The 24523-nt window shown below is 68.5% G+C and carries 21 protein-coding genes; 8 read left to right on the top strand and 13 right to left on the bottom strand.

Annotated features, from left to right (window positions below; genetic code table 11):
* Positions 1–7: 7 nt before the first annotated feature.
* The 5 genes from GYB83_RS23775 to rpmB all read right to left on the bottom strand — a co-directional run bounded on the left by GYB83_RS23775 (position 8) and on the right by rpmB (position 5481).
* Complete coding sequence (locus GYB83_RS23775) at positions 8–4390, bottom strand: PE family protein (protein WP_161893580.1); 4383 nt, start codon at positions 4388–4390, stop codon at positions 8–10.
* A 164-nt stretch (positions 4391–4554) separates the two neighbouring features.
* Positions 4555–4779 carry a 30S ribosomal protein S18 gene (gene rpsR, locus GYB83_RS00235; RefSeq protein ID WP_161893579.1) on the bottom strand — a complete coding sequence of 75 codons (225 nt, stop codon included), beginning with the start codon at positions 4777–4779 and terminating at the stop codon, positions 4555–4557.
* Complete coding sequence (rpsN, locus tag GYB83_RS00230) at positions 4776–5081, bottom strand: 30S ribosomal protein S14 (RefSeq protein ID WP_161893578.1); 306 nt, start codon at positions 5079–5081, stop codon at positions 4776–4778. The genes rpsR and rpsN overlap by 4 nt, the downstream gene beginning before the upstream one ends.
* Positions 5081–5248: a 50S ribosomal protein L33 gene (gene rpmG / locus GYB83_RS00225; protein WP_161893577.1), complete on the bottom strand. Its 168-nt coding sequence runs from the start codon at positions 5246–5248 to the stop codon at positions 5081–5083. The genes rpsN and rpmG overlap by 1 nt, the downstream gene beginning before the upstream one ends.
* On the bottom strand, positions 5245–5481 hold the full coding sequence (rpmB, locus tag GYB83_RS00220; protein WP_161893576.1) for a 50S ribosomal protein L28: 237 nt from the start codon (positions 5479–5481) through the stop codon (positions 5245–5247). Before rpmB ends, rpmG begins: the two co-directional genes overlap by 4 nt.
* A 107-nt stretch (positions 5482–5588) precedes the next feature.
* On the opposite strand from rpmB, the gene mrf reads away from it, so the two are divergent.
* The 6 genes from mrf to GYB83_RS00190 all read left to right on the top strand — a co-directional run bounded on the left by mrf (position 5589) and on the right by GYB83_RS00190 (position 11925).
* On the top strand, positions 5589–6902 hold the full coding sequence (gene mrf, locus GYB83_RS00215) for a ribosome hibernation factor-recruiting GTPase MRF (RefSeq protein ID WP_161893575.1): 1314 nt from the start codon (positions 5589–5591) through the stop codon (positions 6900–6902).
* Positions 6899–7144 (top strand): type B 50S ribosomal protein L31, encoded by a 246-nt coding sequence (locus tag GYB83_RS00210; RefSeq protein WP_161893574.1) that lies wholly within the window; start codon positions 6899–6901, stop codon positions 7142–7144. The genes mrf and GYB83_RS00210 overlap by 4 nt, the downstream gene beginning before the upstream one ends.
* Before the next feature lie 179 nt (positions 7145–7323).
* The gene (locus GYB83_RS00205; RefSeq protein WP_161893573.1) at positions 7324–8127 is read left to right on the top strand and encodes a TIGR03084 family metal-binding protein; all 804 of its coding nucleotides are present in this window, start codon (positions 7324–7326) and stop codon (positions 8125–8127) included.
* Between the two features lie 44 nt (positions 8128–8171).
* Positions 8172–9350: an acyl-CoA dehydrogenase family protein gene (locus tag GYB83_RS00200; RefSeq protein ID WP_161893572.1), complete on the top strand. Its 1179-nt coding sequence runs from the start codon at positions 8172–8174 to the stop codon at positions 9348–9350.
* A gap of 26 nt (positions 9351–9376) precedes the next feature.
* On the top strand, positions 9377–10204 hold the full coding sequence (locus tag GYB83_RS00195) for an SDR family oxidoreductase (protein WP_161893571.1): 828 nt from the start codon (positions 9377–9379) through the stop codon (positions 10202–10204).
* The gene (locus GYB83_RS00190; protein ID WP_161893570.1) at positions 10201–11925 is read left to right on the top strand and encodes an acyclic terpene utilization AtuA family protein; all 1725 of its coding nucleotides are present in this window, start codon (positions 10201–10203) and stop codon (positions 11923–11925) included. Before GYB83_RS00195 ends, GYB83_RS00190 begins: the two co-directional genes overlap by 4 nt.
* Here the strand turns inward: GYB83_RS00190 and GYB83_RS00185 are convergent.
* From GYB83_RS00185 to GYB83_RS00150, 8 genes are all read right to left on the bottom strand, one after another.
* A complete protein-coding gene (locus GYB83_RS00185; protein WP_161893569.1) occupies positions 11915–12652 on the bottom strand; it encodes a TetR/AcrR family transcriptional regulator in 738 nt (245 codons plus the stop codon). The two genes, GYB83_RS00190 and GYB83_RS00185, sit on opposite strands and share 11 nt — an antisense overlap.
* Positions 12653–12712: 60 nt before the next feature.
* On the bottom strand, positions 12713–13531 hold the full coding sequence (locus GYB83_RS00180) for an enoyl-CoA hydratase/isomerase family protein (protein WP_161893568.1): 819 nt from the start codon (positions 13529–13531) through the stop codon (positions 12713–12715).
* Positions 13513–14310: an enoyl-CoA hydratase/isomerase family protein gene (locus GYB83_RS00175; protein ID WP_161893567.1), complete on the bottom strand. Its 798-nt coding sequence runs from the start codon at positions 14308–14310 to the stop codon at positions 13513–13515. The genes GYB83_RS00180 and GYB83_RS00175 overlap by 19 nt, the downstream gene beginning before the upstream one ends.
* A complete protein-coding gene (locus GYB83_RS00170) occupies positions 14307–15977 on the bottom strand; it encodes an AMP-dependent synthetase/ligase (RefSeq protein ID WP_161893566.1) in 1671 nt (556 codons plus the stop codon). The genes GYB83_RS00175 and GYB83_RS00170 overlap by 4 nt, the downstream gene beginning before the upstream one ends.
* On the bottom strand, positions 15974–17962 hold the full coding sequence (locus tag GYB83_RS00165; protein ID WP_161893565.1) for an ATP-binding protein: 1989 nt from the start codon (positions 17960–17962) through the stop codon (positions 15974–15976). Before GYB83_RS00165 ends, GYB83_RS00170 begins: the two co-directional genes overlap by 4 nt.
* 4 nt (positions 17963–17966) lie before the next feature.
* Positions 17967–19568 (bottom strand): acyl-CoA carboxylase subunit beta, encoded by a 1602-nt coding sequence (locus GYB83_RS00160; RefSeq protein WP_161893564.1) that lies wholly within the window; start codon positions 19566–19568, stop codon positions 17967–17969.
* A 200-nt stretch (positions 19569–19768) separates the two neighbouring features.
* A complete protein-coding gene (locus GYB83_RS00155) occupies positions 19769–20902 on the bottom strand; it encodes an NAD(P)H-dependent flavin oxidoreductase (RefSeq protein ID WP_161893563.1) in 1134 nt (377 codons plus the stop codon).
* Between the two features lie 23 nt (positions 20903–20925).
* Positions 20926–22557 carry an acyl-CoA synthetase gene (locus tag GYB83_RS00150; protein ID WP_161893562.1) on the bottom strand — a complete coding sequence of 544 codons (1632 nt, stop codon included), beginning with the start codon at positions 22555–22557 and terminating at the stop codon, positions 20926–20928.
* A 103-nt stretch (positions 22558–22660) separates the two neighbouring features.
* On the opposite strand from GYB83_RS00150, the gene GYB83_RS00145 reads away from it, so the two are divergent.
* Positions 22661–23461, top strand: a complete 801-nt coding sequence (locus GYB83_RS00145; RefSeq protein WP_161893561.1) for a crotonase/enoyl-CoA hydratase family protein — start codon at positions 22661–22663, stop codon at positions 23459–23461.
* A 68-nt stretch (positions 23462–23529) separates the two neighbouring features.
* The gene (locus GYB83_RS00140; protein WP_161893560.1) at positions 23530–24444 is read left to right on the top strand and encodes an RNase H family protein; all 915 of its coding nucleotides are present in this window, start codon (positions 23530–23532) and stop codon (positions 24442–24444) included.
* The last annotated feature ends 79 nt before the right edge of the window (positions 24445–24523 follow it).

Below are 24523 nucleotides of genomic sequence, written 5' to 3'. Positions count from 1 at the left end.
GAGGACGTCAGGGCTTGTCGATCCCGTCCGTTCCCGTGACGGTCTGGCCGGACGAAGTCACGGTCACCGCTTGACCCGCACCGCCGAGGTTGGGCGCGGCCGTGCCGTCACCGCCGGATCCGCCGTTCGCGGTGGACCCGGCAACATTGGCGGTGGTCGCCCGTACTGTGCCGCCGCCGCCGTTTCCGCCCTTGCCACCCGCGCCGAGCCCTGAGCCGCCGTCGCCGCCGTTGGCCGTCCCGTCGACCGTGGCGTTGGCGACGGTCGTGAACACGGCCCCGCTCGCACCGTTGCCGCCGACACTGCCGGTACCGACACCGCTGCCGCCGTCGCCACCGGTGCCCGTCCCCGAGGAGGCCGCGTACGACGCGCCGCTCCACACTTGGCCGGTCAGACCGTTGCCGCCCTTGCCACCCGACGATCCGTCGCCGCCCCGGCCGCCGACCGCCGTGCCGTCCACTCTGCCGCCGACGGATCCGGTGTTTCCGACGAGCAGCGACCCGATGCCTCCGTTGCCGCCCTTGCCGCCCGACGTCGCGTCGCCACCGTCGCCGCCGGTCGCGGTCCCGTGGACCGAGCCCGCCGCGCCGCCGCCGCTGTACCCGACCTGGACGGATCCGCCCGAACCGTTTCCGCCGACACTTCCCGCCCCGTCCGCGTCACCGCCGTTGCCGCCGCGACCGACTCCCGACGCTGTGCTTCCGGTGGTGAATGCGAACACCCCACCGTTGTCGGGTGCACCGTTGCCGCCCTTGCCGCCGTTGGTCGCGTCACCGCCGTTGCCGCCGTAGCCTTCGCCTGTCGCCAGCGCTCCCTGCGCCCACGCCAGGACGCGCCCGGCAGATCCTGTGCCACCCACGCTTCCTGCCCCGTCGGCGTCGCCACCGTCGCCGCCGACCACGGTGGCATCGGCCGCGATCGCACCGGACTGGTTCGCGTTCACCTCGCCGAAGCCCGCGTTGCCGCCCACGCCGCCGTTGCTGCCGGCGCCCCCGTTTCCGCCGTCGGCCTGACCAGAAGCGGTGGCGCCTGCCGCGGTCGCGGTGACCCGGCCCTCGCCGCCTGCACCACCCGTGCCCGAGGCTCCGTCACCGCCGTCACCGCCGGTCGCTCCGGTGCCGACGCTGACCGCGTCGCCGCCGTTCTGGCCGAGCACGTACCCCCGGCCGCCCGCGCCGCCGGTCCCGGAACCGATGGAGTCGCCGCCGGCACCGCCGGTCACGACGCCGCCCGCGTGGGTGCCGGACACACCGCCGCCCGAGGCGAAGATCTCGCCCTTGCCACCGTTGCCACCGACACCGCCCGCAACGGTTCCGACAGCGTCGCCGCCGACGCCGCCGTTGCCGCCGGTCGCGGTCGCGCCCGCGATGCCGCCGCCCGCGGTGCCGCCGCCGTCCGCGCCGATGAGCGCCTGTCCGCCGCTGCCACCGTTGCCACCACGGCTGACGCCGTCGTTCAAGCCGCCGTCGCCGCCGTCGCCACCCGTCGAGGTGCCGCCGAGGGCGGTACCGCCCCAACCCGTGATCCAGCCTTGTTCGCCTTTGCCGCCGTCGCCGCCGCGTCCGACGCCGCCGTCACCGCCGAGTGCGGTGCCCGTCGCCGAACCGTTGATGCCGGAGATGTGCCCCGACCCGCCCGCGCCGCCCGTCGCTCCCGCCGCGGTTCCGTCCCCGCCGTTTCCGCCGGTCGCCGTGCCCGACCCGGAGCTGGTCGCGCCAACGCCCATGAGCAGTCCGTAGCCTCCGGCCCCGCCCTTGCCTCCGTTCGAGCCGTCGCCGCCGTCGCCGCCGGTGGCGTCACCCACCGCGCTGCCCCCGTCGACGGGCTGCACCCACGCTCCGCCGCCGGTGCCGCCGACGCTGCCCGTGCCTGTTCCGGAGCCACCGTCGCCGCCGGTCGCCGTGCCGGTCGCGACCCCGCCGGCACCCAGCGAGAGCACTCCGCCCTCGCCGCCGTCGCCGCCGACGCCCTGCCCGACGGAGTCGCCGCCGTCGCCGCCCTTCGCGGTGCCTGTCGCCGAACTGTTCGCGCCGACGGCCTGCATGATGCCCCTGCCGCCGGTGCCGCCCGTTCCACCGGTCGCCGCGGCCGAGGCGTCGCCGCCCTTACCGCCCGCACCGCCGATCGCTCCGCCGTCGACGGTTCCGCCGTCCGACGCCGAGACGAGTGCGCCGCCGCCACCGCCGCCACCGCCGCCACCGACACCCGCCGTGGCGCCGCCCGCACTGCCCGCACCACCCGCGCCGCCCGTTCCGCCGACCGCGGTGGACGTGCCGACCGTCCCGCCGACGTTGAGGACAACCGATGCGCCGTCGCCGCCCTTGCCGCCCGCACCGCCCGCACCACTCGTGCCCGATCCCGATCCGACGCCGCCCGAGCCGCCGACGCCGCCGTGCCCGCCGGTCTGCGGCTCCTGGTTCTGGTTGGGCCCGGAGCCGACGGTGTACGTACCGGAGCCGTTTCCGCCGGACCCGCCGACGCCGCCGCGGCCTCCGTCACCGCCGCCTGCCGACGTGACGCCCGCACCGCCGTCGCCGCCATCGCCGCCCGTGCCGCCGTTACCGGCGACGGCGGTCGCGCCGCCGCTGAATCCGGCGCCGCCCGCACCGCCGTTTCCACCCGTTCCACCACGACCGTCGGCGAGCGGCACGCCTGCGGCGGTGGCTCCGCCGCGGCCGGCCGCACCGCCGTCGCCGCCGCGCGCACCCGCGCCGCCCGTCGGGTCGGCGAGGGTGCCCGCCGAACCCGCGGCACCCGTGCCGCCGGTGCCGCCGTCGCCGCCGACACCGCCCGGACCCGCGATGTTGCCGGTCCCGTTCCGTCCGAGGAGACTGCCCTTGCCGCCGGCTCCGCCTGCCGCTGCCGTACCGCCGTCTCCGCCCGCACCGCCGTTGCCGCCTGCCTGGCCTTGCAGGACGCCCGCGGCGCCGTTGCCGCCACGACCACCTGTGCCGCCCTGGCCGCCCTGTCCTCCGTCGCCGCCGATGCTGAACAGCCAGCCCGCGTTGCCGCCCGTCCCGCCTCGACCGCCGCTGCCGCCGTCCGTTGCGTCCCCGCCGTTCGCTCCCGGGGCCGCGCCGTCGGCGCCGTTCACACCGTCGAGGCCGACGCCGCCGTCGCCTCCGGCGCCGCCCGCGCCGATCAGGCTGCCGATCCCGAACCAGCCGCGGGCGTCTCCGCCGGTGCCTCCGTCGGTGGCCTGGCCGCCGTTCGACGCCGCGGCGCCCGTGCCGCCCTTGCCGCCGATCCCGAACAACGCGCCGATCGCGTCGCCGCCACGTCCGCCGTCGCCGACCGTCGCGACACCGCCCTGACCGCCGACACCCGCGAGCCAACCGCCCGTTCCGCCCGTTCCGCCACCGTCGCCGCCGACGCCGCCGTTGCCGATCATCCCCGCATCGCCGCCCGTCGCGCCGGGTGCGCCCTTGCCGCCGTCGCCGAACAACAGGCCGCCGTCACCGGCGTCGCCGAACACGTTCGGGAGCAGACCGCCCAACAACGAGTGGTTGCCACCCGTGTATCCGTCACGGCCGTTCCCGATCAAGTCCCGTCCGACGATCGCCTGGAACGGAAGGTTGATCACCTGGTTCAACGGCGCCGCGAACTGAATCCACGCCTGCCCGATCCCGTGGACGGGGTCGTACAGGAAGTTCTGCACCAGGTACGGAAGCAGCAACGGCCCCGACTGTGTCGGCACCGTCTGGTAGTGGACGAGCGTTGCGACCTGCGGTTCCGGAGCCGTCCGCAGACCCGCGAGCCTGCCGGTCTGATCGTCCGCGCGCCGCCGCGGGTCGAAGCCGACCAGGAGCAGCGCCGACTGGTTCATCAGCACCAGACCCGACCCGTTCGGACCGTCGACCAGGGCCTGCCACAGACCGGTCAGCCCCGTGGGCTGCGGAGTGGTCACCTGGACCGGAGCCGGTGCGACGGCCGGCTGCATCTCCGGCGCGGGAGCCTGTGTCTGCTCGGCGGCGGGCGGATCGACGACGGTCCGCACCGGCCGGTCCTGCGACTCTTCCTTCGGCTTGTCCGACGTGATCACCTGCGTCGGCTCGGCCGACGGCTCCATGCTGGGCGTCGTCTCCGTGCTCGGCTCGCTGGTGGACGGACTCTGCTCGGCGGGCGTCTGCTCGGCACTCTCGCCGGGCGAGGGGTCTGTCGGCGACGGATCCGCCGACGGCGTCTCATCCACCGGGTCGGCCTCGGTCGTCGGCGCGTCCGCGGTCTCGGTCGCCTGTGTGTCGGGGGCCTGTGTCGTCTCCGTCGACTCGGTGACCGGATCGGCGGCGGCCATCGCGACCGGGCTCGCGGCGAACAACGCCGCCGCGATGCCCGACGCCGCGGCGACCCGCTTCGTCAACCCGAGCTTGCGAATCGAAGATCTGGACATGTCGCGCCGCCTTCCAGCATTTCGTAGTGCTGGAAGACTAGTTGCGGCGACAGGCCGCGTCCCCGGTTAGCGCGTGATTCACCTGTTCGTTCTGGACCGAACAAACTACGCCGATCGACAGGCTTCGGCTCGACCGACGACGCCCGCACGCGCCGACCCCGCGATCAGCCCCCGAACGGCAGCAATGCCATCTCGCGGGCGTTGCGGACCGCCGTCGCGAGCTGTCGTTGCCGCTGCGGCGACAGTCCGGTCACCTCGCGTCGCCGGATCCGACCGCGGTCGGTGAGGAACCGCCGCAGCGTCTCGGTGTCCTTGTAGTCGAAGGTGAGACCGGGATCCGCCTTCCGTCGGACCGCTGTCCGCGTGCGTCTCGTTCTCGTCTTCGTCACCAGCTCGCCTTCCTGATTCCGGGCAGTTCGCCGCGGTGCGCCATCTCGCGGAAGCGGACGCGCGAGACTCCGGCCTTGCCGACGTGTCCACGGGGTCTGCCGTCGACGACGTCGCGGTTGCGCAGTCGGGTGGCACTGGCGTCGCGGGGCTGACGCGCGAGTTCGGCGCGTGCCGCCGCGCGCACGTCCGGTGCGGTGTCCGAGGCTCCGATCAGCGACTTCAGCTCGGCGCGTCGTGCCGCATACCGTTCGACGGTGGCGCGGCGCCGTTCCTGTCGCACGATCTTCGATCTCTTCGCCATCAGCGGCTCTCCTTGAACTCGACGTGTCGGTCGGCGATCGGGTCGTACTTGCGCAGCGTGAGGCGATCGGGGTCGTTCCGGCGATTCTTCCGGGTGACGTACGTGTACCCGGTGCCCGCCGTGGACGTCAGTCGCACGATCGGGCGCAGGTCGGTGCCGCGACTCATCGGCCCCTCCCCCGCGCCGCGATGCGGCCGACCACGGCGTCGATGCCGTCGCGGTCGATGATCTTGATCCCGGTGGTGCTGACTCGCAGCGTGATGCGGCGCCCGAGCGAGGGAACCCAGTACGTCTTGGTCTGCAGATTCGGTCTCCACTGCCGTGACGTGCGGTGATGCGAGTGCGACACCTGTTTCCCGAACCCCGGGACCTTGCCCGTGACCTGACATTCGGCGGACACATCCACTCCTTCTTATCGACAACGATTCGCATTAGCGATACCGACGACGCTACAGTCGGAATGAACTAAATGGAAATCGTGTTCATTAACTTGTGAGGAGGAAGCCGATGCCGGACACACCGCGACCGACCCCCGTCACCCTCGTGACGGGCCTGCACCGGACCACGAACGCCAGGATCGCCTACACACTGCTGACGCCGGGCACGACAGTCGTCTCGCACGATCTGCGCGACGTCGCCTCGGGCCGGGTGACCCGGATCGAGCACCGTATGGCGCCCGACGGAACCGACACGCTGACAGTGGACGACGTCGAACTCGAGCACGGCTGCGTCTCGTGCACCCTGCGCCTGCATCTCTTGCCGATGCTGCGCGTGCTGCACCGCGACCCCGAGGTGGAACGGATCGTGCTCCTCCTCGACCCGGCTGTCGAACCGGAACGACTGGCCGTCGAGATCGCGCACACGATCGTCGACGCGCCCGGCATCTCGCCGGGGCCCGCGGGCCTCGACGTCACGATCTCGGCCACGGTGTGCGGCATCCACACGCCGACATGGCTCGACGACGCCACCGGCGACATCACGCTCCGCGAAGCCGGGGTCGTCGCAGTCGAGGACGAACGCACGGTCGCGCAGGTCGCGGTGGGCCAGGCGCGGTTCGCCGACGCCCTGATCGTCGACGACGCGGACGGCGTCGAGCAGGCCTACGATCTGGCTCGCCTCCATGCCGTGCTCCTGCGCCTGGCGCCCGCCGCGGGCATGCGGACGCTCAACAGCGCCCAACCTCTGAGCCGTGCCGTCGTCCAGGCGGCGATCGACACCGCCGCACCCGAGTCGCCGCACGGCCGCCCGACTCGACCGTTCGACGCGCTGCTCGCCGGCGGTCCGGACCTCGACACCGATTGCGGAGTCCGGCTGATCTCCTTCGAGGCCGATCGGCCGTTCCATCCGCAACGACTGCACGACGCACTCGACGTGCTGCTCGACGGCGTCGTCACCGCCCGAGGTCGGCTGTGGCTCGCGTCCGACCCCGACGATGTGATGTGGCTCGAGTCCGCGGGCGAGGTACTCGACATCCGACACGTCGGCTCGTGGCTCGCCTGCATCGACGACCATTCCGCGGTCGACCCCGAACACCGGGCACTGGCCGCGCTGCGGTGGCGCCCCGATCACGGCGACCGGCATTCCTCGATCGTCGTCCTGTGCCACCGCGCGGACCCCGACGTCGTGCGGCGCGCCCTCGGCGACGCACTCGTGACGGACGCCGAAGCGGCCCGAGGCCCGGAGTTTCTCGCCGCCCTCGCCTCACCGTTCGGGCACGCCCACCACGACCCCTGCGACGACGACCGCGCGTCCCGCGACTCCGCCCGCCCGGCCGGAGCGGGTGCCCCGACCACCGACAACAGCGAAGGAGACTCCCAATGAAGAACGGAATCCACCCCGACTACCACCCCGTCGTGTTCCGCGACGCCGCGACCGGAACCCAGTTCCTGACCCGGTCGACAGCGACGTCGGAGAGCACCGTCGAATGGTCCGACGGCCGGACGTATCCGCTGATCACCGTGGACGTGACGAGTGATTCGCACCCGTTCTGGACCGGCGCGCAGCGCGTGATGGACACCGAGGGGCGCGTGGAGCGGTTCAAGCGCCGCTACGGCATGGCCTGAGACCCCGGGTCGGAGATCAGTCGGCCAACGAGATCCGCGCGCGAGCCTTCCCGACAAGCAGGCTCCGCAACAGCATGGGACGCGTCGGGTGCGCCCGGCGCGTCCCATACGTCGGTCCACTTCGGTGGCAACGTCTGCTATTTTAATATAAATTAGTCCTCATTAATTTAGGAGCGCTGTTGAACGTCGTTGCCACGGTCGTCGCCGACCTCATCACAGAATCCGCAGAACTGGACACCGTCGTCGCTGACATGGGCGACGACCGTTGGCAGATGCCCACGCCCTCGCCGGGATGGACCATCGCCCATCAGATCGCACATCTGCACTGGGCGGATCTGAAGTCGATCGACGCCATCGAGCGGCCCAACGAGTTCTCCTCATGGATCGACAGCATCCCCTCTCACCCCGGCGCCGTTCCAGCAGTGGTCGACGACGGAGCGCAAACTCTGGCGACCACCAGCCCGGCCGCACTCCTCGCCGCATGGCGCGACACTCGCGCACATCTCGCCGCGGCACTGAGCACCACCGACCCGGCCGGCAAGATTCCGTGGTTGGGCCCGCCGATGACTGCGGCCTCGATGGCTTCGGCCCGCATCATGGAGACCTGGGCCCACGGACAGGACATCGTCGACGCTCTCCACATCACCCGGCCTGCAACAGACCGGCTGCGGCACGTCGCCCATATCGGTGTCCGCGCCCGTCGCTTCGCATTCATCGTCAACGGTCGCGATCCCGCATCCCTCGCCCCCGTATTCGTCGAGCTCGACGCCCCCGACGGATCGTGGACGTGGGGAGATCCAGATGCTCCGGAGCGCGTGACCGGCCCCGCGCTCGACTTCTGCCTGCTCGCCACTCAACGACGACACCGCGACGATCTCGCCCTCACCGCAGTCGGCCCGGGGGCCGATGCGTGGCTCGACATCGCCCAAGCCTTCGCGGGCCCACCTGGTCAAGGTCGTCCCCGCATCCACACCCGCACCTGAGTGCCATCCGAAGTCGAGAGCCCCCACCCTACGAGGAGAAGACCATGACCGCCCCCACCATCACTCCGGTCCTGCCACTGACCGAATCAGACACCGAAGCCGAGATTCGCAGTGCCGTCCGCCGCATCTGCGAATCCTTCGACATCGACTACGCCCGCCGATGCCACGACGAAGGCCGACCACCCACCGAACTCTGGCGAGCACTGGGCGACGCCGGTTTCCTCGGGCTCAATCTGCCCGAGCAGTGGGGCGGAGGACTGGGAATGGCAGGTCTCACCATCGTTGCCGAGGAGGCCGCGTCAACTGGGAACTACCTGGTCATGCTCGTGGTGTCCTCGGCGATCAACGGTTCGGTCCTCAGCACCCACGGCACCGACGAGCAGAAGGAACGCTGGTTGCCGGGCATCGCCGACGGAACCGGCCCACTCGCATTCGCCATCACCGAGCCCGACGCAGGCAGCAATTCGCACCAGCTGCGAACCTCCCTGCGGCGTGAAGGTGACGGCTACGTTCTGTCTGGTCAGAAGGTTTTCATCTCCGGCGTAGAGTCCGCCGCCGCGATCTTGGTGGTCGCCCGATTCCGGGACGAGAGCGGCGAACTCGGCGTCCCCTGCCTCTGCATCGTCGACGTCGACGCGCCGGGCGTCACCCGCACACCCATCCGGATGCCGTACATCGGACCCGACAAGCAGTGGCAAGTGTTCTTCGATGATGTCATCATCGCGCGCGACCAGCTGATCGGCGGCGAACGCGGCGGCATGCGGGCAGTCTTCGACGGCCTCAACCCGGAGCGGATCATCGTCGCGGCGCTCGAGAACGGCGTCGCTCGCCAGGCTCTGGACAAGGCCTCGGCCTACGCGAACGAACGGACTGTGTGGAAGACCCCTATCGGAGCACACCAGGCTGTCGCTCACCGGCTGGCGAAGGCCAAGGTCGACCTCGAACTCGCCCGCCTGATGACCGGCAAGGCGGCCGCACTGTTCGATGCCGGTGCTACCGACGTGGGCGCCGCCGCCAACATCGCGAAGTACGCCGCAGCCGAGGCCGCGATCCACAGCGTGGAGGCAGCGATCCAAACGCACGGCGGGAACGGCTTCGCCGTCGAGCAAGGCGTTTCCGACATGTGGTGGATCGCCCGCCTCATGCGGACCGCTCCGGTGAGCGCCGACATGGTCCTCAACTACGTTGCCGAGCATCTGCTCGGCCTGCCGAAATCGTACTGAAAGCATCGTGGAGAACAGGAGCAGACATGACTGACCAGCTCGATCTACTGTCACCGACCCTGCATCGAGACAGCACCGTCTTCATCACCGGAGGCGGCAGTGGCATCAATCTCGGCATCGCGGAGGTGTTCGCCCGAACCGGGGCGAAAGTCGCGATCTGCGGGCGCCAGGAGGCGAAGTTGGCTGCCGCTGTGACGCGACTACGGGATCTCGGCGCCGACGCCATGTACACCGTCGCCGACGTCCGCGACTTCGACGCGCTCGCCGCCGGTTTGGAGACGACGGCGCGCGCCTTCGGTCCCGTCACCGCAGTGGTCGCCGGCGCCGCAGGCAACTTCAACGCTCCCGCGAGCGCGATCAGCGCGAACGGCTTCAAGACGGTCATCGACATCGATCTGTTGGGCAGCTTCAACACGGCCCGCGCAGCGTTCGACCAACTCGTCGAGACCTCCGGCTCGATCCTGTTCGTCTCCGCTGGTCAGGCGTATTCGCCGACGTCCAATCAGGCACACGCCGGTGCCGCGAAGGCGGGTATCGAGAACCTGATGAAGAACCTCTCCTTGGAATGGGGTCGGTACGGAATCCGCGCCAACTCGCTGGTACCGGGACCCATCGCGGGTACCGAAGGACTGGAACGACTCTCCGCCGAAGTCGGCTCCGACAGGTGGCGGCAGGCCGTTCCCCTCGGCCGATTCGGGACGACCGCCGACATCGGCGTGATGGCCGCGATTCTGGCCTCCCCGCTCGCCGGATACGTCTCCGGAAGCCAGGTGATCGTCGACGGCGGGTTCGGACTCGCCGGATTCGGCATGCTGCACCGAGCCTGGCTCGACGCCGAGGAGGGACAGCGATGACCACCGCACGACCGCTGGCACTGGATCCGGACGTCATTCGGGTCGGCAACTGCTCCGGCTTCTACGGCGACCGCCACAGCGCCGTCCGCGACATGCTCGACGGCGGCGATCTCGACGTCCTGACCGGCGACTATCTGGCCGAGTTGACGATGCTCATTCTTGCTCGGGACCGCGCCAAGAATCCGGCAGGCGGCTACGCGAAGACGTTCCTGTCGCAGATGCGGCACACCCTGGCATCGGCGTACGCGAAGAACGTGCAGATAGTCGTGAACGCAGGCGGCATGAACCCCGCGGGTCTCGCTGCCGAACTCCGCACCCTCGCCGATGAGCTCGGCGTTCCGACGACGGTCGCGCACGTCGAAGGGGACGACCTGACCGGCCGCGCGCCGGAACTCGGCTGGGGCCGGCCGCTTGCCGCCAACGCCTACCTGGGCGCGTGGGGCGTCGTCGAGTGTCTACGCGCCGGTGCCGACATCGTCGTCACCGGCCGTATCACCGACGCCTCCCTCGCGGTCGCTCCGGCCGCGGCGCACTTCGGGTGGGCACGGGACGACTTCGACGCGATCGCCGGAGCGATGGTCGCCGGCCATGTCATCGAATGCAGCACCCAGGCCACCGGAGGAAACTTCTCGGCGTTCACCGAGATCACCGACCTCAGCCGACCCGGATTCCCGATCGCCGAGATTCGCCGCGACGGCTCGTCGGTGATCACGAAGCATCCAGGCACCGGCGGTGCCGTGACTGTCGACACCGTCACCGCGCAACTCCTGTACGAGATTCAGACGGCACGCTACGCCGGGCCCGATGCGACCGCACGTTTCGACTCGATCACCGTGGACAGCCAGGGCCCCGATCGGGTGGAGATCACGAATGTCCGAGGAGAGGCGCCGCCACCTCAACTCAAGGTCTCGTTGAATGAGCTCGGCGGCTTTCGCAACGAAGTGCAGTTCCTACTCGTCGGTCGGAACATCGCCGAGAAGGCCGCGTTGACCCGACGCCAGCTGGAGTCGTGGCTCAAGGTCCAGCCGACCGAACTCGAATGGCACCTGGTCCGCAGCGACCAGCCCGATGCAGACACCGAACAATTGGCATCGGCATCGCTGACCTGCGTGGTCCGTGACGCGGCCCCGGAGACTGTCGGACGTGCGTTCTCCGGAACGGCAGTCGAGATGGCGCTCGCGAGCTACCCGGGCTTCTTCCTCGCCGATCCGCCGCGTGATGCCTCTCCGTACGGAGTCTTCACTGCGGGATACATCGATGCCGACCAGGTCCAGCACGAGGCCGTGCTGGACGATGGCCGCCGGATTCCGATCCCTCCGTCGCCGACGACCAGAGTGCTCGACGACGTGCCCGAGCCGGAGATCCCCGACCTGCAGACACCGAGCCGAACGCACATGATCGAACTCGGATCGGTTGTGCTCGGGCGGTCCGGAGACAAGGGGCCGGACGCGAACATCGGACTGTGGGTCAGGTCCGACGCGCAGTGGGCGTGGATGGTGAACACCCTCACCCCGAACCGGATCCGGGAGTTGCTCCCCGAAACCGCCGACCTGCCGATCGAGCGCGTGCTGCTGCCGAACCTCCGCGCCGTCAACTTCGTGGTGAAGGGCCTCCTCGGTCGAGGCGTCGCCTACGGTGCGCGGTTCGACCCGCAGGCAAAAGGCCTGGCCGAATGGCTGCTCGCGCGCCGGCTGAGCATACCGGCGTCGATCAACGACTGACCACGAGTAGACGCATCGCGTCCACCAGACGTTCGTAGTCGGTGGCGCGATGCATCTGCATCGACGAGACCATCAACCCGCTGAACACCGCTACGAGTGCCCGCGAAACATCTCGTCGTTCGACCCCCTCCGTCGCCGCGAACGGCGCCAGCTCGGCGATCTGATCGGCGAACTGGCGCAGTTGGCGCAGCAGCGGCTTGAGCGATTCGGACAGCTCCGTGGTGCGATCGGCCTCGACGAGAACGTTGACGACCATGGCCGCGAACGACGGATCCATCGCGTACAACCCCGCGAACTCCCGCAGCGCGGCAGTGAGCGCCTCATCGAAATCGTCCAGGCCGTCGATCGCAGCGGTCAACCGCGAGATGCCGAGTTCGTAGACGTCTTCCGCGACTGCGACGAACAGTCCCGCCTTATTGCCGAAGCGCTGATAGAGCACCGGGACGCTGACCCCGGCCCGGGGAGCGATCTCGGAGACTGACGTCCCCGCATACCCTTGGGCTGCGAAAAGTTCCCGCGCGACTTTCAACAACTCGGCGCGCGTGTCCAATCCCTCCGAGGCTTTGGGACGCCCCGGCGATCGACCCGTCGATGTCGTCGCCTTCGCCTCCGACCCACTCACCGTGCCCCTCATTCTGCGTCGCCGCCCGGCGCGCGTGTCATCGCTCAGCTTAGTGAATGCACATTCCTCGACACGACGCGCTGCGCGACCGATGACTGTGATCATCGACCGACGACGGCGAGGTCCCGCCGCTGATCGCGGCGGGACCTCGGTGGATCGCGGGACTCATTCGCCCCGAAACAGCGGTGTGCCTGCACCGAACTGAGCGCGGATCCCCCTCTGGGCATCGCTCGTCAGGCAGAGGAACCTGAGCACCGCGGCCTCGTCGACAAGGTGCGCTGCCAGTGAACTCATGTCGTCGCGGAGCATCCGCTTGGACTCGGCGAAGGCCAGTGAGGGCCCCGTGGCGAGTCCGCGCGCAAGCTGTGCTGCGACCGAGTCCAGTTCCTCGTCGGGCACGACCCGCGAGACCAACCCGAGACGCATCGCCTCGTCGGCGTCGACCACCTTGTTGGTCAGCACCATGTCCGTCGCCGCTCGCTGTCCGATCAGCCGCGGCAGCGTGTACCCCACACCACAGTCCGGCGCCAGTCCGATCCGACTGAACCCGGAGAGGAACCGTGCCGACGTGCCTGCAACCACGAGGTCGCCCGCGCATGCCAGACCGAGTCCGCCGCCGACTGCGAACCCCCGAACCGCGACAACCACCGGAACAGTGGCCTCGACCAGCATTCGCACCGTCGCGTTCAGATCTCTGGTCAGTGTCGTGACCATCGCTTGTGCGGCAGTAGGCTCGACGAGCAGGTCCTCCACCTGCCCACCGGCGCAGAAGTGATCACCGTCGCCGCGCAGCAGGATCGCTCGCACGACGATCTGTTGACCCCGGCAATCACTGACGGCCGCGACGAGACCGGCGGCGACCTCGGCATCGATCGCATTGGCCTTGTCGGGGCGGCTCAACGTGATCGTTGCGAGGCCACCGTCGACCTCCAGTCTCACTGGTCCCGGCCGACGCACGACGCCGGTCACCGTGCCACCGTCCACGGCGGAACCGTGCCGTCCAGGAATGCACGGATCCCAGCCCTCGCCTCGGTCCCGAGCATCGCCTCGGCGAACGCGTCCGCCGCACCATCGAGCAGGTGATCACGGGACGTACCAGGCAGGTCGGCGAGCAGTCGCTTGATCGCTGCATTCGCATTCGGGGCGCATCTCAATACCCGAGAGGTGCACTCTGTGACCGCGTGTCCGAGCGCAGCGGCGTCGTCGACGACGTCGTCGACCAGCCCGATCCGATACGCCTCGTCGGCCTTGAAACGGCTCGCCGTGACGGCTAGCCGTCTGGCGTGGTGCACACCGATGCGCGCGGCCACGAACGGCGCGATCTGAGCGGGCAGCAGCCCCAGGTTGGTCTCCGACATCGCGAACACCGACCGCCGCGTCGCAATCGTGATGTCCGTTGCCGCCGCCAGGCCGAATCCCCCGCCGATCGCCGGGCCATCGACGGCGGCGATCACTACGCAGGGAAGGTCTGCCAAACCCGCGAACAGTTCTCCCCCTCGACGATTGGCCTGGGCGATCTCCGCTCGGCGCCCGGGCGAATCCTGAAACACGGATTGAAACTCTTTGAGGTCGCCACCGGCGCAGAAGGCGCCGCCAGCTCCGCGCAGAACCAGTGCACGGATTCGCGGAAACTCCGATCGCGCCGTATCGATCGCCGAGTGCAGAGCGGCGACGACCTCCTGTGACAAGGCATTGCGCTGGTCGGGTCGGTCGATCGTCACGGTCAAGACGCCGTCGGCATCATCGACCACGACCGCGCTCATGCTTCACGCCCATGAGGCTCGTACACGTCGGAGGCCGGCTCGGCCGCGTAGAGCTCATCGATATCTTGCGCGTACTGCGCGCGCAGCACGTTTCGCTTGAGCTTGCCCGTCGGCGTCACCACCGGGGTCCCCGGCTCCCAGACCGTCGGCACGATCTTGAATCTCTTGATCTGCTCGATTCGGGACAGACGGGCATTCCCCTCCGCGACGGCCCTACGCACCAGATCGACAACTGTGGGTTCCCGCCATAGATCCTCCGCCCGCGCGGTCACCCCGAACTCCTCCGCCACGGCAGGTTCCACGGTGATCAAGGCGACGTTGTAGGAACGACCGTCACCGTGCGCCAGCATCGGCCCGACAAGCCGAGAGGCGTCTCGCACCGCCCTCTCGATATTCGCCGGCGACATGTTCTTGCCGCCGGAGTTGATGATCAACTCCTTCTTCTTGTCGATGATCGTGTAGTAGCCCTCGGCGTCGACGGTGAAGATGTCGCCGGTACGAAGCCAGCCGTCCTCGTCGAACGCCTCGGCCGTCTTCTCCGGCGACTTCCGGTAACCGAGCATCAAGAAGTCCGACCGCACCAGCAGTTCCCCGTCAGGCGCCAGCTTGAACTCATAGCCCGGCATGGCGGTGCCGACCGTACCGGGCTTCGCTGCACTGATCGGCGCGGCCGTCGCGATCCCGATCTCGGACATGCCCCACAGATCCGTTGTCGGCACGCCGATCTTGGTGAAGAACGACAGGATCTCCGAATTGAGGGTCGCCGATCCCGACTGAGCCCAGACGAGCTGGTCGAAGCCGAGCTTGGCTCTGACCGCGGCGAGGACGGCGGGATCGTCGGCGTCGAATGCGGCCTGCATCTGGGGGTTCCCGCGCAGGACCGCCTCCACCGCCAGTTTGAGCTTCTCCCACACTCGAGGCACCGCAGCGAATGTCGTCGGGCGGACCTCCACCATCGCCTCGCCGAGACGAGCTGGATCGGGGCACATCGTGATCTGACCGCCGTAGATCGTATTCGTGTAGTAGAGGACGCCGCGGTCGGCGAGATGCGCGGTCGGCAGGTACGACACGGTCCGGTCATCTGGCGTGATCGGAAAGCGTGCGACGATCGATTTGGCCATCTCGATGAAGTTGTGGTGCGAGTGCTCGACTCCCTTCGGCGGACCGGTGGTGCCCGAGGTGTAGATCAGGCAGAGGACGTCATCCGGGCGGACGGCCCTCCACGTGGCCTCGAAGTCGAAGCCGGCGTCCGGGGTGAGGGCGTCAACGTCGCCGTCTTCGAGGACGAGTGTCCGGACGTCGACTCCCGACGCACGGATCCGGTCGACGAACTGCCGCTCAGTGACGACGATCGCCGCCCCTGAGTTAGTCAGTAGAAACTCGATCTGCTCCGGGGAACTCGTGTTGTAGATGGCGAAGGTGGTGATCCCGACATGGTTGGCGCCCATCTCGACCAGGGCGTGCTCGGTGCGGTTCGTCAACATCGTCGCCATCGTGTCGCCACGCCGCAGACCCAGCCCGACGAGACCTCCCGCGATACGCTCGACTTCCGCGCCGTACTGTCGCCAGGTCAGTCCATCGCCGCCGACATCGCGGATCGCTGTCGAGTCCGGACGCTGCGTCACATGCTGCGCGAACGCCTCGGGAATTGTCGTTGCAGTGGTCATTCGGAGTCTCCTTCGGAGGAGTCATCGATCACGATGAGAACATGGCCGGCCTCGATCTGTTGCCCCACTGCCACGTTGACGGCGGAGACCACGCCGTCGTGGGGAGCCGAAACGGTGTGCTGCATCTTCATCGCCTCGAGCGTGACGACCGCCGATCCCCCGGTGACGCTGTCGCCTTCGGCGACGACGACAGACGTGACGGTCGCAGGCATCGGTGCGACGAGGGAACCGACCGCGACATCGGCGCCCGGGTCCTGGAATCGAGGGACTTCAGCCAGAGTGACCGCGCCGAGAACCGAATCGACGTCGACGCGGTCGCCGGTGGCGGCCACGTCGAACTGATAGCGCACCCCGTCGACGGCGAGGCCGACCCGGCGGGCCGAGGCCGAACATACCGTCGGCACAGGGCTGCCGTCACCGGCTTCGACCACGAACCCGTCCCGCGAGTTCCGATAGTCAACGGTGATGGCATCGCCGTTCCGGGCGGCGAACACCGATCGTTGAGGTATCGACGGCACGTTGCGCCAGCCAGAGGGGGCCTTGGGAGCAGTCACAGCATTGTCCCGGCGCTCGGCCGCGGCCGCGAGTGCGGCGGCGATCGCTGCGTAGCCGACGGTGTTCGGATCAGCGAGCGGCGCGAAGACGTCGGCGGCGGAGTCGCGGCCGAAGAAGCCCGTGTCGATGTCGCCGGACAGGAATTCAGGATGGCGCAGGACCCGAACCAGCAGATCGCGGTTGGTGACCGGTCCGTGCAGTCGGCTGGACGCCAAGGCCTCCGACAGCAGGCGGGCGGCCTCCTTCCGCGTCGGCGCCCATGCGATCACTTTCGCCAGCATGCCGTCGTAGTGGACGCTGACGACATCGCCGCCGCCGAAGCCGCTGTCGACGCGCAGGCCGGGAAGCTCCGGAATCCCGAACTCAGTGTGGTCGCGGGTCACCTCGAACCGATGGATGGGCCCGTTCGTCGGAAGCCAGTCGGCCGCCGGGTCCTCCGAGACCAGTCGAGCCTCGATCGCGTGCCCGGTGAATTCGGGTATCTCGGTGGTCGGCAGTTCGGCCCCTTCGGCGATCCGCAGTTGCCACCCGACGAGATCCATTCCCGTGACGCATTCGGTGACCGGATGCTCCACCTGAAGTCGGGTGTTCATCTCAAGGAAGAAGAATCTGCCTCGTCTGTCTGCGAGGAACTCCACGGTGCCCGCGCCGACGTAGTCGACAGCTTTCGCGGCGAGCACCGCCGCAGCACACAGGGAACGGCGCAACTCGTCGTCGACCATCGGCGACGGGGACTCTTCGATCACCTTCTGATGGCGGCGTTGGATGGAGCATTCGCGTTCACCGAGCGGCCACACGTTGCCCTGCCGATCCGCGAGGATCTGCACCTCGATATGCCGACCATCGGCGATGTACTGCTCGCAGAACACCGTCGGATCTCCGAACGCCGAGGCCGCCTCCGCCCGGGCAGCCGCGATCGCCGCCGGCAGTTCCTCGAGGGTCTCAACAATCCGCATACCACGGCCGCCGCCGCCCGACGACGCTTTGACCAGCACCGGAAGGTGATCGTCTGTGATCGACTCCGGGGCGAGCTCGGCGAGCACCGGCACCCCGGCGTCGGCCATCAAACGCTTGGACTCGACCTTGGAACCCATCGCCTCGATCGCAGCGGGCGGCGGTCCGATCCACGTCAGCCCGGCGTCGATGACATCGCGTGCGAAGGCTGCGTTCTCGGAGAGAAAGCCGTAGCCGGGATGGACTGCGTCGGCTCCCGCACGATGAGCCGCAGCGATGATCGCGTCGCCGCGCAAGTAGGTGTCTGCGGCGCTCGATCCAGGGAGATCGACGACGATGTCGGCGTCCGCGGCGTGCTTGGCTCGCCGGTCGGCTGTTGAAGCGACCGCTACGGTGCCGATTCCGTTGCGGCGGCACGTGTGGAAGACACGGCGAGCTATCTCTCCGCGGTTGGCGACTAGTACACGATTGATCATGCGGTCACATCCTGAAGACGCCGAAGGCATTCTTGACGCCCTCGATCGGTTGGTTGTTGACGATGGAGAGGCAGTAGCCGAGAACGACGCGGGTGTCCCGTGGATCGATGATTCCGTCGTCGAAGACCTTTCCCGACATGAACTGAGCGATCGCCTCCGTGTCGATCTGGGTCTCGACCTGCTCGCGCAACGCCTGGTCTGCGGCCTCGTCGAACTCCACGCCTCGGGCCGCCGCGGACTGTCGTGCAACGATCGACATGACGCCGACAAGCTGCTGCCCGCCCATGACTGCGGTCTTGGAGTTCGGCCAGGAGAACACGAACCGGGGTCCGTAGGCCCGGCCGCACATGCCGTAGTTTCCGGCGCCGTACGACGCGCCCATGTTCACAGTCAGGTGCGGCACCGTGGAGTTGGACACCGCGTTGATCATCATCGCACCGTGTTTGATGATGCCGTTCTGCTCGTACTCCTTGCCGACCATGAATCCGGTGACGTTCTGCAGGAAGATCAGCGGAGTGTCGATCTGATTGCACAGTTGAATGAACTGCGCCGCCTTCTGCGACTCTTCACTGAAGAGGATTCCGCGCGAGTTGGCGAGAATCCCTACCGGATGGCCCTCGATCGATGCCCACCCGGTGACCAGACTTGTCCCGTAGAGCGGCTTGAACTCGTCGAATCGCGAACCGTCGACCAGGCGATTGATCACCTCCAGCGGATCGAACGGCTGCTTGATGTCGATCGGCACGATGCCGGGCAGCTCGTTGATGTCATGCACCGGAGGATCGTCGGGCATCGACGGACCCGGACCGGGCTTACGCCAATTGAGATGGGCCACGATCTGTCGGCCGATGCGAATCGCGTCAAGCTCGTCGACGGCGAGGTAGTCGGCCAGCCCCGAGGTGCGCGCATGCATCTCGGCGCCGCCGAGCGACTCGTCGTCGGACTCCTCACCGGTCGCCATCTTGACCAGCGGTGGTCCGGCGAGGAATACCTTGGCGCCTTCTTTGACCATCACCGTGTAGTCGGACATGCCAGGGACGTAGGCGCCTCCGGCCGTCGAGTTCCCGAAGACCAGTGAGATGACCGGCCGCCCGGCCGCGGATGCCTGGGTCAGGTCCCGGAACTGCCTGCCGCCGGGAACGAAGATCTCGCTCTGCGTCGGCAGATCCGCCCCGCCGGATTCGACAAGGCAGATCAACGGCAGGTTGTTCTCCCGCGCGATGTCGAACAGGCGCAAGAACTTGCGCACCGTGTACGGATTGCCCGTACCGCCCTTGACTGTCGGCTCGTGCGCGAGGATCGCGCACTCGACTCCTTCGACGACCCCGATCCCAGTCACAAGGCTCGCGCCGACGTGGAACTGCGTGCCCCATGCCGCCAGCGGCGACAACTCCAGGAAGGGGGCGTCACGGTCGAGCAGCAGTTCGATGCGCTCACGCGCCAAGAGCTTGCCGCGTTCGCGGTGTCGCTCCGTGTACCGAGGCCCACCGGCCGAGACCGCTTGTGCATGATCGGCCTCGATCTCGGCAATGCGCTCCAGATACTCACGGCATCGGTCGAGGAAATCCTCGCCGGTGGGGTCGATCGCAGTCTGCAGGACAGACATAACCACCTCCAGTCAGTGACATTTAAATTAATTAGCACTCGTTAATATAATGAGATCCTGGTACGCGCGCAACACTTTCGGCAAGAAGACTGCACCAGCCGCATCGGCCGACGTCTACCCAGACGCAGAAGCCCCGGCTGTCACGCGGCCCATTCGGGCTCGCACAACAACCGGGGCCTCCGGGTGTGATCGACTCCAGGTCAGTCCAACGTCGCACCCATCCGCGCTACCGCGTTCTTGTACTCGGTGACGAGCCCGTCGATGAGCTCCTCAACGGGCGTGATCTCGTTGCAGCGCCCGACGATCTGACCGGCGGGCATCGCCACCACACCCGGATCGTCGGCCAACGAGATCCGCGCGTGAGCCTCCCCGACCAGCAGGTTCTGCAACGGCATGGGAAGAGCGTCGGGTGCGCCCGGCGCGTCCCACGCGTCGGTCCACTTCGTCTTGAGCAGGCGGGCGGGCTTGCCCGAGTAAATGCGGCGACGGACGGTGTCGCGCGACGTCGCGGCGAGCAACGCCTTCTGCACGGTGGACGGCCCGTCGCCGGTCGCGCCGAGGTTGTACTCGGCCGCGGTCAGCCAGTAGGTGCCCATCCAGACGCCCTGCGCGCCGAGCGCGACGGCCGCGGCGATCTGCCGCCCGTCGCCGACGCCGCCCGCCGCCAAGACCGGTGCGGTGTCGCCGAGCGCGTCCACGAGTTCGGGCCACAGGATCATCGACGTGACCTCGCCCGTGTGGCCGCCGCCCTCGTAGCCCTGCGCGATCACGATGTCGACGCCCGCGTTCACGTGGCTGAGCGCGTGTTCCTTCGCCCCGGCGAGGGCAGCGACCTGCACGCCGTTCTCGTGGGCTAGCGCGATGACGTCCTCCGGCGGCGAGCCGAGCGCGTTCGCGATCAGCTTGATCTGCCCGTACTTGCGGGTGTGCTCCATCGCGACGTCCACGTGCGAGCGGGCCACCGAATGGAGCCAGCCGAGGACGCCGGTGTTGATCCGGTCGCCGCCGTCCGGCAGCGGCGGGACGCCGAGGTCGTCGAGCGTCCGTTCGACGAAGGCGCGGTGCTCCGGCGGGATCATCGAGTCGAGGTCGACCTTCGATCCCTCGGTCGGGATCTTGGCTGGCATCACCACGTCGACGCCGAACGGCTTGCCGTCGGTGTTCTCGTGCATCCATTCGAGTACGGCGTCGAGCTCCTCCGGCTCGTTGAACCGGACGCAGCCGAGGACGCCGAGTCCGCCCGCGCGGCTGATGGCGGCCGCGACGTGCTCGCTCGGGGTGAACCCGAAGATCGGGTAGTCGATGCCGAACTTCTCGGTGAGGGGAGTCTTCATGTCGGGAGGTTTCCTATCGGTTTCTACAGTGCTTCGTCGGCGGCGCGCGAGGCTGTCACGCTCGACGCCCACCGGTAGTCGGGCTTGCCCGCGGGCGAACGCTTGAGTTCGTCGACGAACCACACGCTGCGGGGAGTCTTGTAGCCGGCGAGGTCGGCGCGGACGACGTCGTTGAGGCTGGTCAGGGACGGTCGGTCGCCGCCGCGCAACTGGATCACGGCAGCCACCCGCTGCCCGAAGCGGTCGTCCGGCACCCCGACGACACTCACGTCGAACACGTCCGGGTGCCCCTTCAGAGCGGCCTCGACCTCTTCCGGGAACACCTTCTCGCCACCGGTGTTGATCGACACCGATCCGCGGCCGAGCATGGTGATGGTGCCGTCGGCCTCGATCCGCGCGAAGTCGCCGGGCAGGGAGTACCGGGTGCCGCCGTACTCGACGAACGTCTCGGCGCTCTTCGCCGGGTCGCCGTGATAGCGCAGCGGAATGTGCCCGGTGCGGGCCAGGCGGCCCACCTCGTCGCTGCCCGGCTCGATCTGCGTGCCGTCCTCGCGGAGCACGTGGGTGTTCGGGTCGGCTTTGACAGTCGGCGCGCCGACGCGGCTCTGCCCCTTGACCGCCATCCCCATGCCGCCGAAGCCCGTCTCCGACGACCCGATGGCGTCGACGATCACCGCGTTGGGGAACGCGTCCAGGTAGCGGTCCTTCACCGACGGCGAGAACAGTGCCGCCGACGATGCCACGGAGACCACCGACGACGTGTCGTAGTCGCCCTCGTCCAGCGCGTCGATCATCGGCCGCGCCATCGCGTCACCGGTCACGAAGACGACGTTCACCTTGTGCTTCTCGACCGCGGCCCACACGGCCGCGCCGTCGAAGTCCGGGTAGACCACGGCCTTGCCGCCCGCGAACAACGACTGGAAGATGGCCCACTGGCTTCCCCCGTGGATGAACGGCGGAATCGGGAACCGCACGAGCTGACCACCCGCGGCACCAGTCTTGGCATGCTCCCACTCGTCTTCGACGGGGCGGCCCGAGTACCAGTCGATGCCGCCGCCCAGCACCCGCCACACGTCCTCTTGCCGCCAGACGACGCCCTTCGGCTTGCCCGTCGTCCCGCCGGTGTACAGCATGTACAGGTCGTCGTTGCTGCGCTCTTCGAAGTCGCGCTCGGTGGACGACGACTCGATCGCGTCCTCGTAGCCGATCACGGCGACGTCTCCCTCGTCTCCTTGCGCGTCCGTCGCTGGACCAGCGGAGTCGATCACGATTCGGGCCGTCACGCCGTACGTCGAATTCGAGAACACGTTGCACACGCGGTCGGTGTACTGCGATTCGTGGATCAGCACCGTCATGCCGGAGTCGGCGAAGATGTGCTCGAGTTCGGCTTCCACGTAGCGGTAGTTGACGTTGACCATCACCGCGCGCGCCTTGAAGATCGCGATCATCGCCTCGACGGACTCGATCGTGTTTCGGCTGTACAGCCCCACCGCGTCGCCCGGTCGGACACCGAGTTCGCGGAGCTTGTGGGCGAGCGCGTTCGACCGCGCCTCCATCTGCGCGTAGGTGCGTTGTTCGTCGCCGGATTCGAGCGCGATGCGGTCGGGCATCAGGTCGACGGCGTGCTCGATCAGATCGGCAATCGTGAAGGCCATTCGTCAAAACTAGAACGTGTTATTGTTCGCCGCAAGGACTTCGGAGACACTGGCGCACGCCCGTCGCACGAAGTCGAGCCGCCCCGAAGACGCCGGAGGACCCATGACCGTAGAGACCACCGCCCCCGAATGCCTCGTCGAGAAGCGCGGACACGTCCTGATCGTGACGATGAACCGTCCGCAGGCGCGCAACGCGCTGTCGGGCGAGATGATGCGGATCATGGAGGACGCCTGGGACCAGGTCGACGCCGACCCGGAGATCCGCGTCGCGATCCTGACCGGCGCGGGCGGCTACTTCTGCGCGGGCGCCGATCTGAAGGACATGAACAAGAAGGCTCCCGGAGACAAGTTCGCCGAGGGCGGTTGGGACCTCACACGTCTGCCCGCCCTCCTCAAGGGGCGTCGTCTCACGAAGCCGCTGATCGCGGCCGTCGAAGGCCCCGCCATCGCGGGCGGGACCGAGATCCTGCAGGGCACCGACATACGGGTGGCCGCCGAGAGCGCCAAGTTCGGCGTCTCCGAAGCCAAGTGGGGCCTGTTCCCGCTCGGCGGCAGCGCCGTGCGCCTCGTCCGCCAGATCCCGTACACGATCGCCGCCGACATCCTCCTGACCGGCCGTCACATCACCGCGGCCGAGGCCAAGGAGTACGGCCTCGTCGGCTACCTGGTGCCCGACGGCACCGCCCTCGACAAGGCCCTCGAGATCGCCGACCAGATCGCCGCCAACGGCCCGCTCGCCGTCCAGGCCATCCTCAAGACGATCCGCGACTCCGAGGGCCTGCACGAAGAGGAGGCGTTCAAGATCGACGCGAAGCTCGGCGCCGCCGTGTTCGCCTCTGCCGACGCGAAGATCGGACCCCGCGCCTTCGCCAACCGGGAGAAGCCGGTCTTCACCGGCGAGTGACGCGAATTGTCGTAGGTCGTCGATAACCTCCCTCCACACCTCGAAACGAGTGGTGGAGGGAGTTTTCGATGACACCGATTCCGACGGCACGTCCACTGGCACCGGGAATCGTCCTGCCACGACTGCTCCCGGTTCACACAGTTCACCTCGCCGTCATGCGATCCGACGACGCTCACTGTCGATATCTCGCGAAATCGGGCCTCGGCACGTGGTCGGCGGAGGTCGCGACCCGGTGGCCCCGGGTCGCGGCGATCGACGCCGTCCACGCGGTCCGCCGGTCCATTGCCGCCGAGGTCTCGATCCGCTTCGTCGTGGACATCGGACCGCCACGTCTGAAGACGGGACACGCCCGCGACCTCGAGGCGTGCTTTCCCCGCGTACGGGTCGAATCCGCCCACCGGCACGATCACCGTCCGCTCGATCTGGTCTCGTCCGCTCTGCGGCTGTGGCTCCGGCGAACGGCGCAGACCATCGCACCTCTCACGGTGGCGACGGATGGATCGGTGAAGGGTGCGGCGATCGGCTCCGGATGGCTGTCGGAGACCGGCGAGTTCGGTTGGAGCGGCCGGGTCGACGTCGGCGGCCGATTGCACGGGCACCGGGTCATGGTCGCCGAGTTGGAGGCCGTGGCCGCAGCGGTGGAGGCGAACCCGGTCCGGCGCCTCGCCCTGCTCGTCGACTGCCGCCCGGCCCTCGACGACCTCGCCGCCTGGCGCAACGCCGAACCCGGGCCGGGTTGGCTGCTCGCGGCGTCGCCGATGCTCCGCGCCCTCCGCAGTGAGATCACCGCTGACCAGGGTCGCCTGGAGTTCCGGTGGGTGGCGGGGCACCGCGGCGTGTTGCTGAACGAAGGTGCGGACAGCCTGTCGAAGATCGCCAGGCAGCATGCACAAGGACAAGCGACCAGCTCCGATGCGACTCGGAGAACCGCCGAGATCGCCGCCGCATTCACCTCTTCGGTGCCCGTTCGGACGGCGTCCTGACATAAATCCGCCATTCGGACTAACAAATCTGTGCCGCCGGACGACAATCAGGACATAAGCCGATCACTGCAGGAGGTCA

The organism is Gordonia spumicola (assembly GCF_009932475.1).
In the GTDB taxonomy this organism is placed as follows: domain Bacteria; phylum Actinomycetota; class Actinomycetes; order Mycobacteriales; family Mycobacteriaceae; genus Gordonia; species Gordonia spumicola.
This window is presented reverse-complemented; position numbering and strand designations above follow the sequence as displayed.

Bases quoted from the DNA above. Each gene is read 5' to 3' on its own strand.
- GYB83_RS00145 (WP_161893561.1), top strand. From the start codon at position 22,661: ATGACCGTAGAGACCACCGCCCCCGAATGCCTCGTCGAGAAGCGCGGA.
- rpsN (WP_161893578.1), bottom strand. From the start codon at position 5,081: ATGGCGAAGAGATCGAAGATCGTGCGACAGGAACGGCGCCGCGCCACC.
- GYB83_RS00150 (WP_161893562.1), bottom strand. From the start codon at position 22,557: ATGGCCTTCACGATTGCCGATCTGATCGAGCACGCCGTCGACCTGATG.
- GYB83_RS00210 (WP_161893574.1), top strand. From the start codon at position 6,899: ATGAAGAACGGAATCCACCCCGACTACCACCCCGTCGTGTTCCGCGAC.
- GYB83_RS00155 (WP_161893563.1), bottom strand. From the start codon at position 20,902: ATGAAGACTCCCCTCACCGAGAAGTTCGGCATCGACTACCCGATCTTC.
- rpmG (WP_161893577.1), bottom strand. From the start codon at position 5,248: ATGAGTCGCGGCACCGACCTGCGCCCGATCGTGCGACTGACGTCCACG.
- GYB83_RS00185 (WP_161893569.1), bottom strand. From the start codon at position 12,652: ATGATCACAGTCATCGGTCGCGCAGCGCGTCGTGTCGAGGAATGTGCA.
- GYB83_RS00165 (WP_161893565.1), bottom strand. From the start codon at position 17,962: ATGATCAATCGTGTACTAGTCGCCAACCGCGGAGAGATAGCTCGCCGT.
- GYB83_RS00200 (WP_161893572.1), top strand. From the start codon at position 8,172: ATGACCGCCCCCACCATCACTCCGGTCCTGCCACTGACCGAATCAGAC.
- GYB83_RS00140 (WP_161893560.1), top strand. From the start codon at position 23,530: ATGACACCGATTCCGACGGCACGTCCACTGGCACCGGGAATCGTCCTG.
- GYB83_RS00190 (WP_161893570.1), top strand. From the start codon at position 10,201: ATGACCACCGCACGACCGCTGGCACTGGATCCGGACGTCATTCGGGTC.
- GYB83_RS23775 (WP_161893580.1), bottom strand. From the start codon at position 4,390: ATGTCCAGATCTTCGATTCGCAAGCTCGGGTTGACGAAGCGGGTCGCC.
- GYB83_RS00160 (WP_161893564.1), bottom strand. From the start codon at position 19,568: ATGTCTGTCCTGCAGACTGCGATCGACCCCACCGGCGAGGATTTCCTC.
- GYB83_RS00195 (WP_161893571.1), top strand. From the start codon at position 9,377: ATGACTGACCAGCTCGATCTACTGTCACCGACCCTGCATCGAGACAGC.
- GYB83_RS00170 (WP_161893566.1), bottom strand. From the start codon at position 15,977: ATGACCACTGCAACGACAATTCCCGAGGCGTTCGCGCAGCATGTGACG.
- mrf (WP_161893575.1), top strand. From the start codon at position 5,589: ATGCCGGACACACCGCGACCGACCCCCGTCACCCTCGTGACGGGCCTG.
- GYB83_RS00175 (WP_161893567.1), bottom strand. From the start codon at position 14,310: ATGAGCGCGGTCGTGGTCGATGATGCCGACGGCGTCTTGACCGTGACG.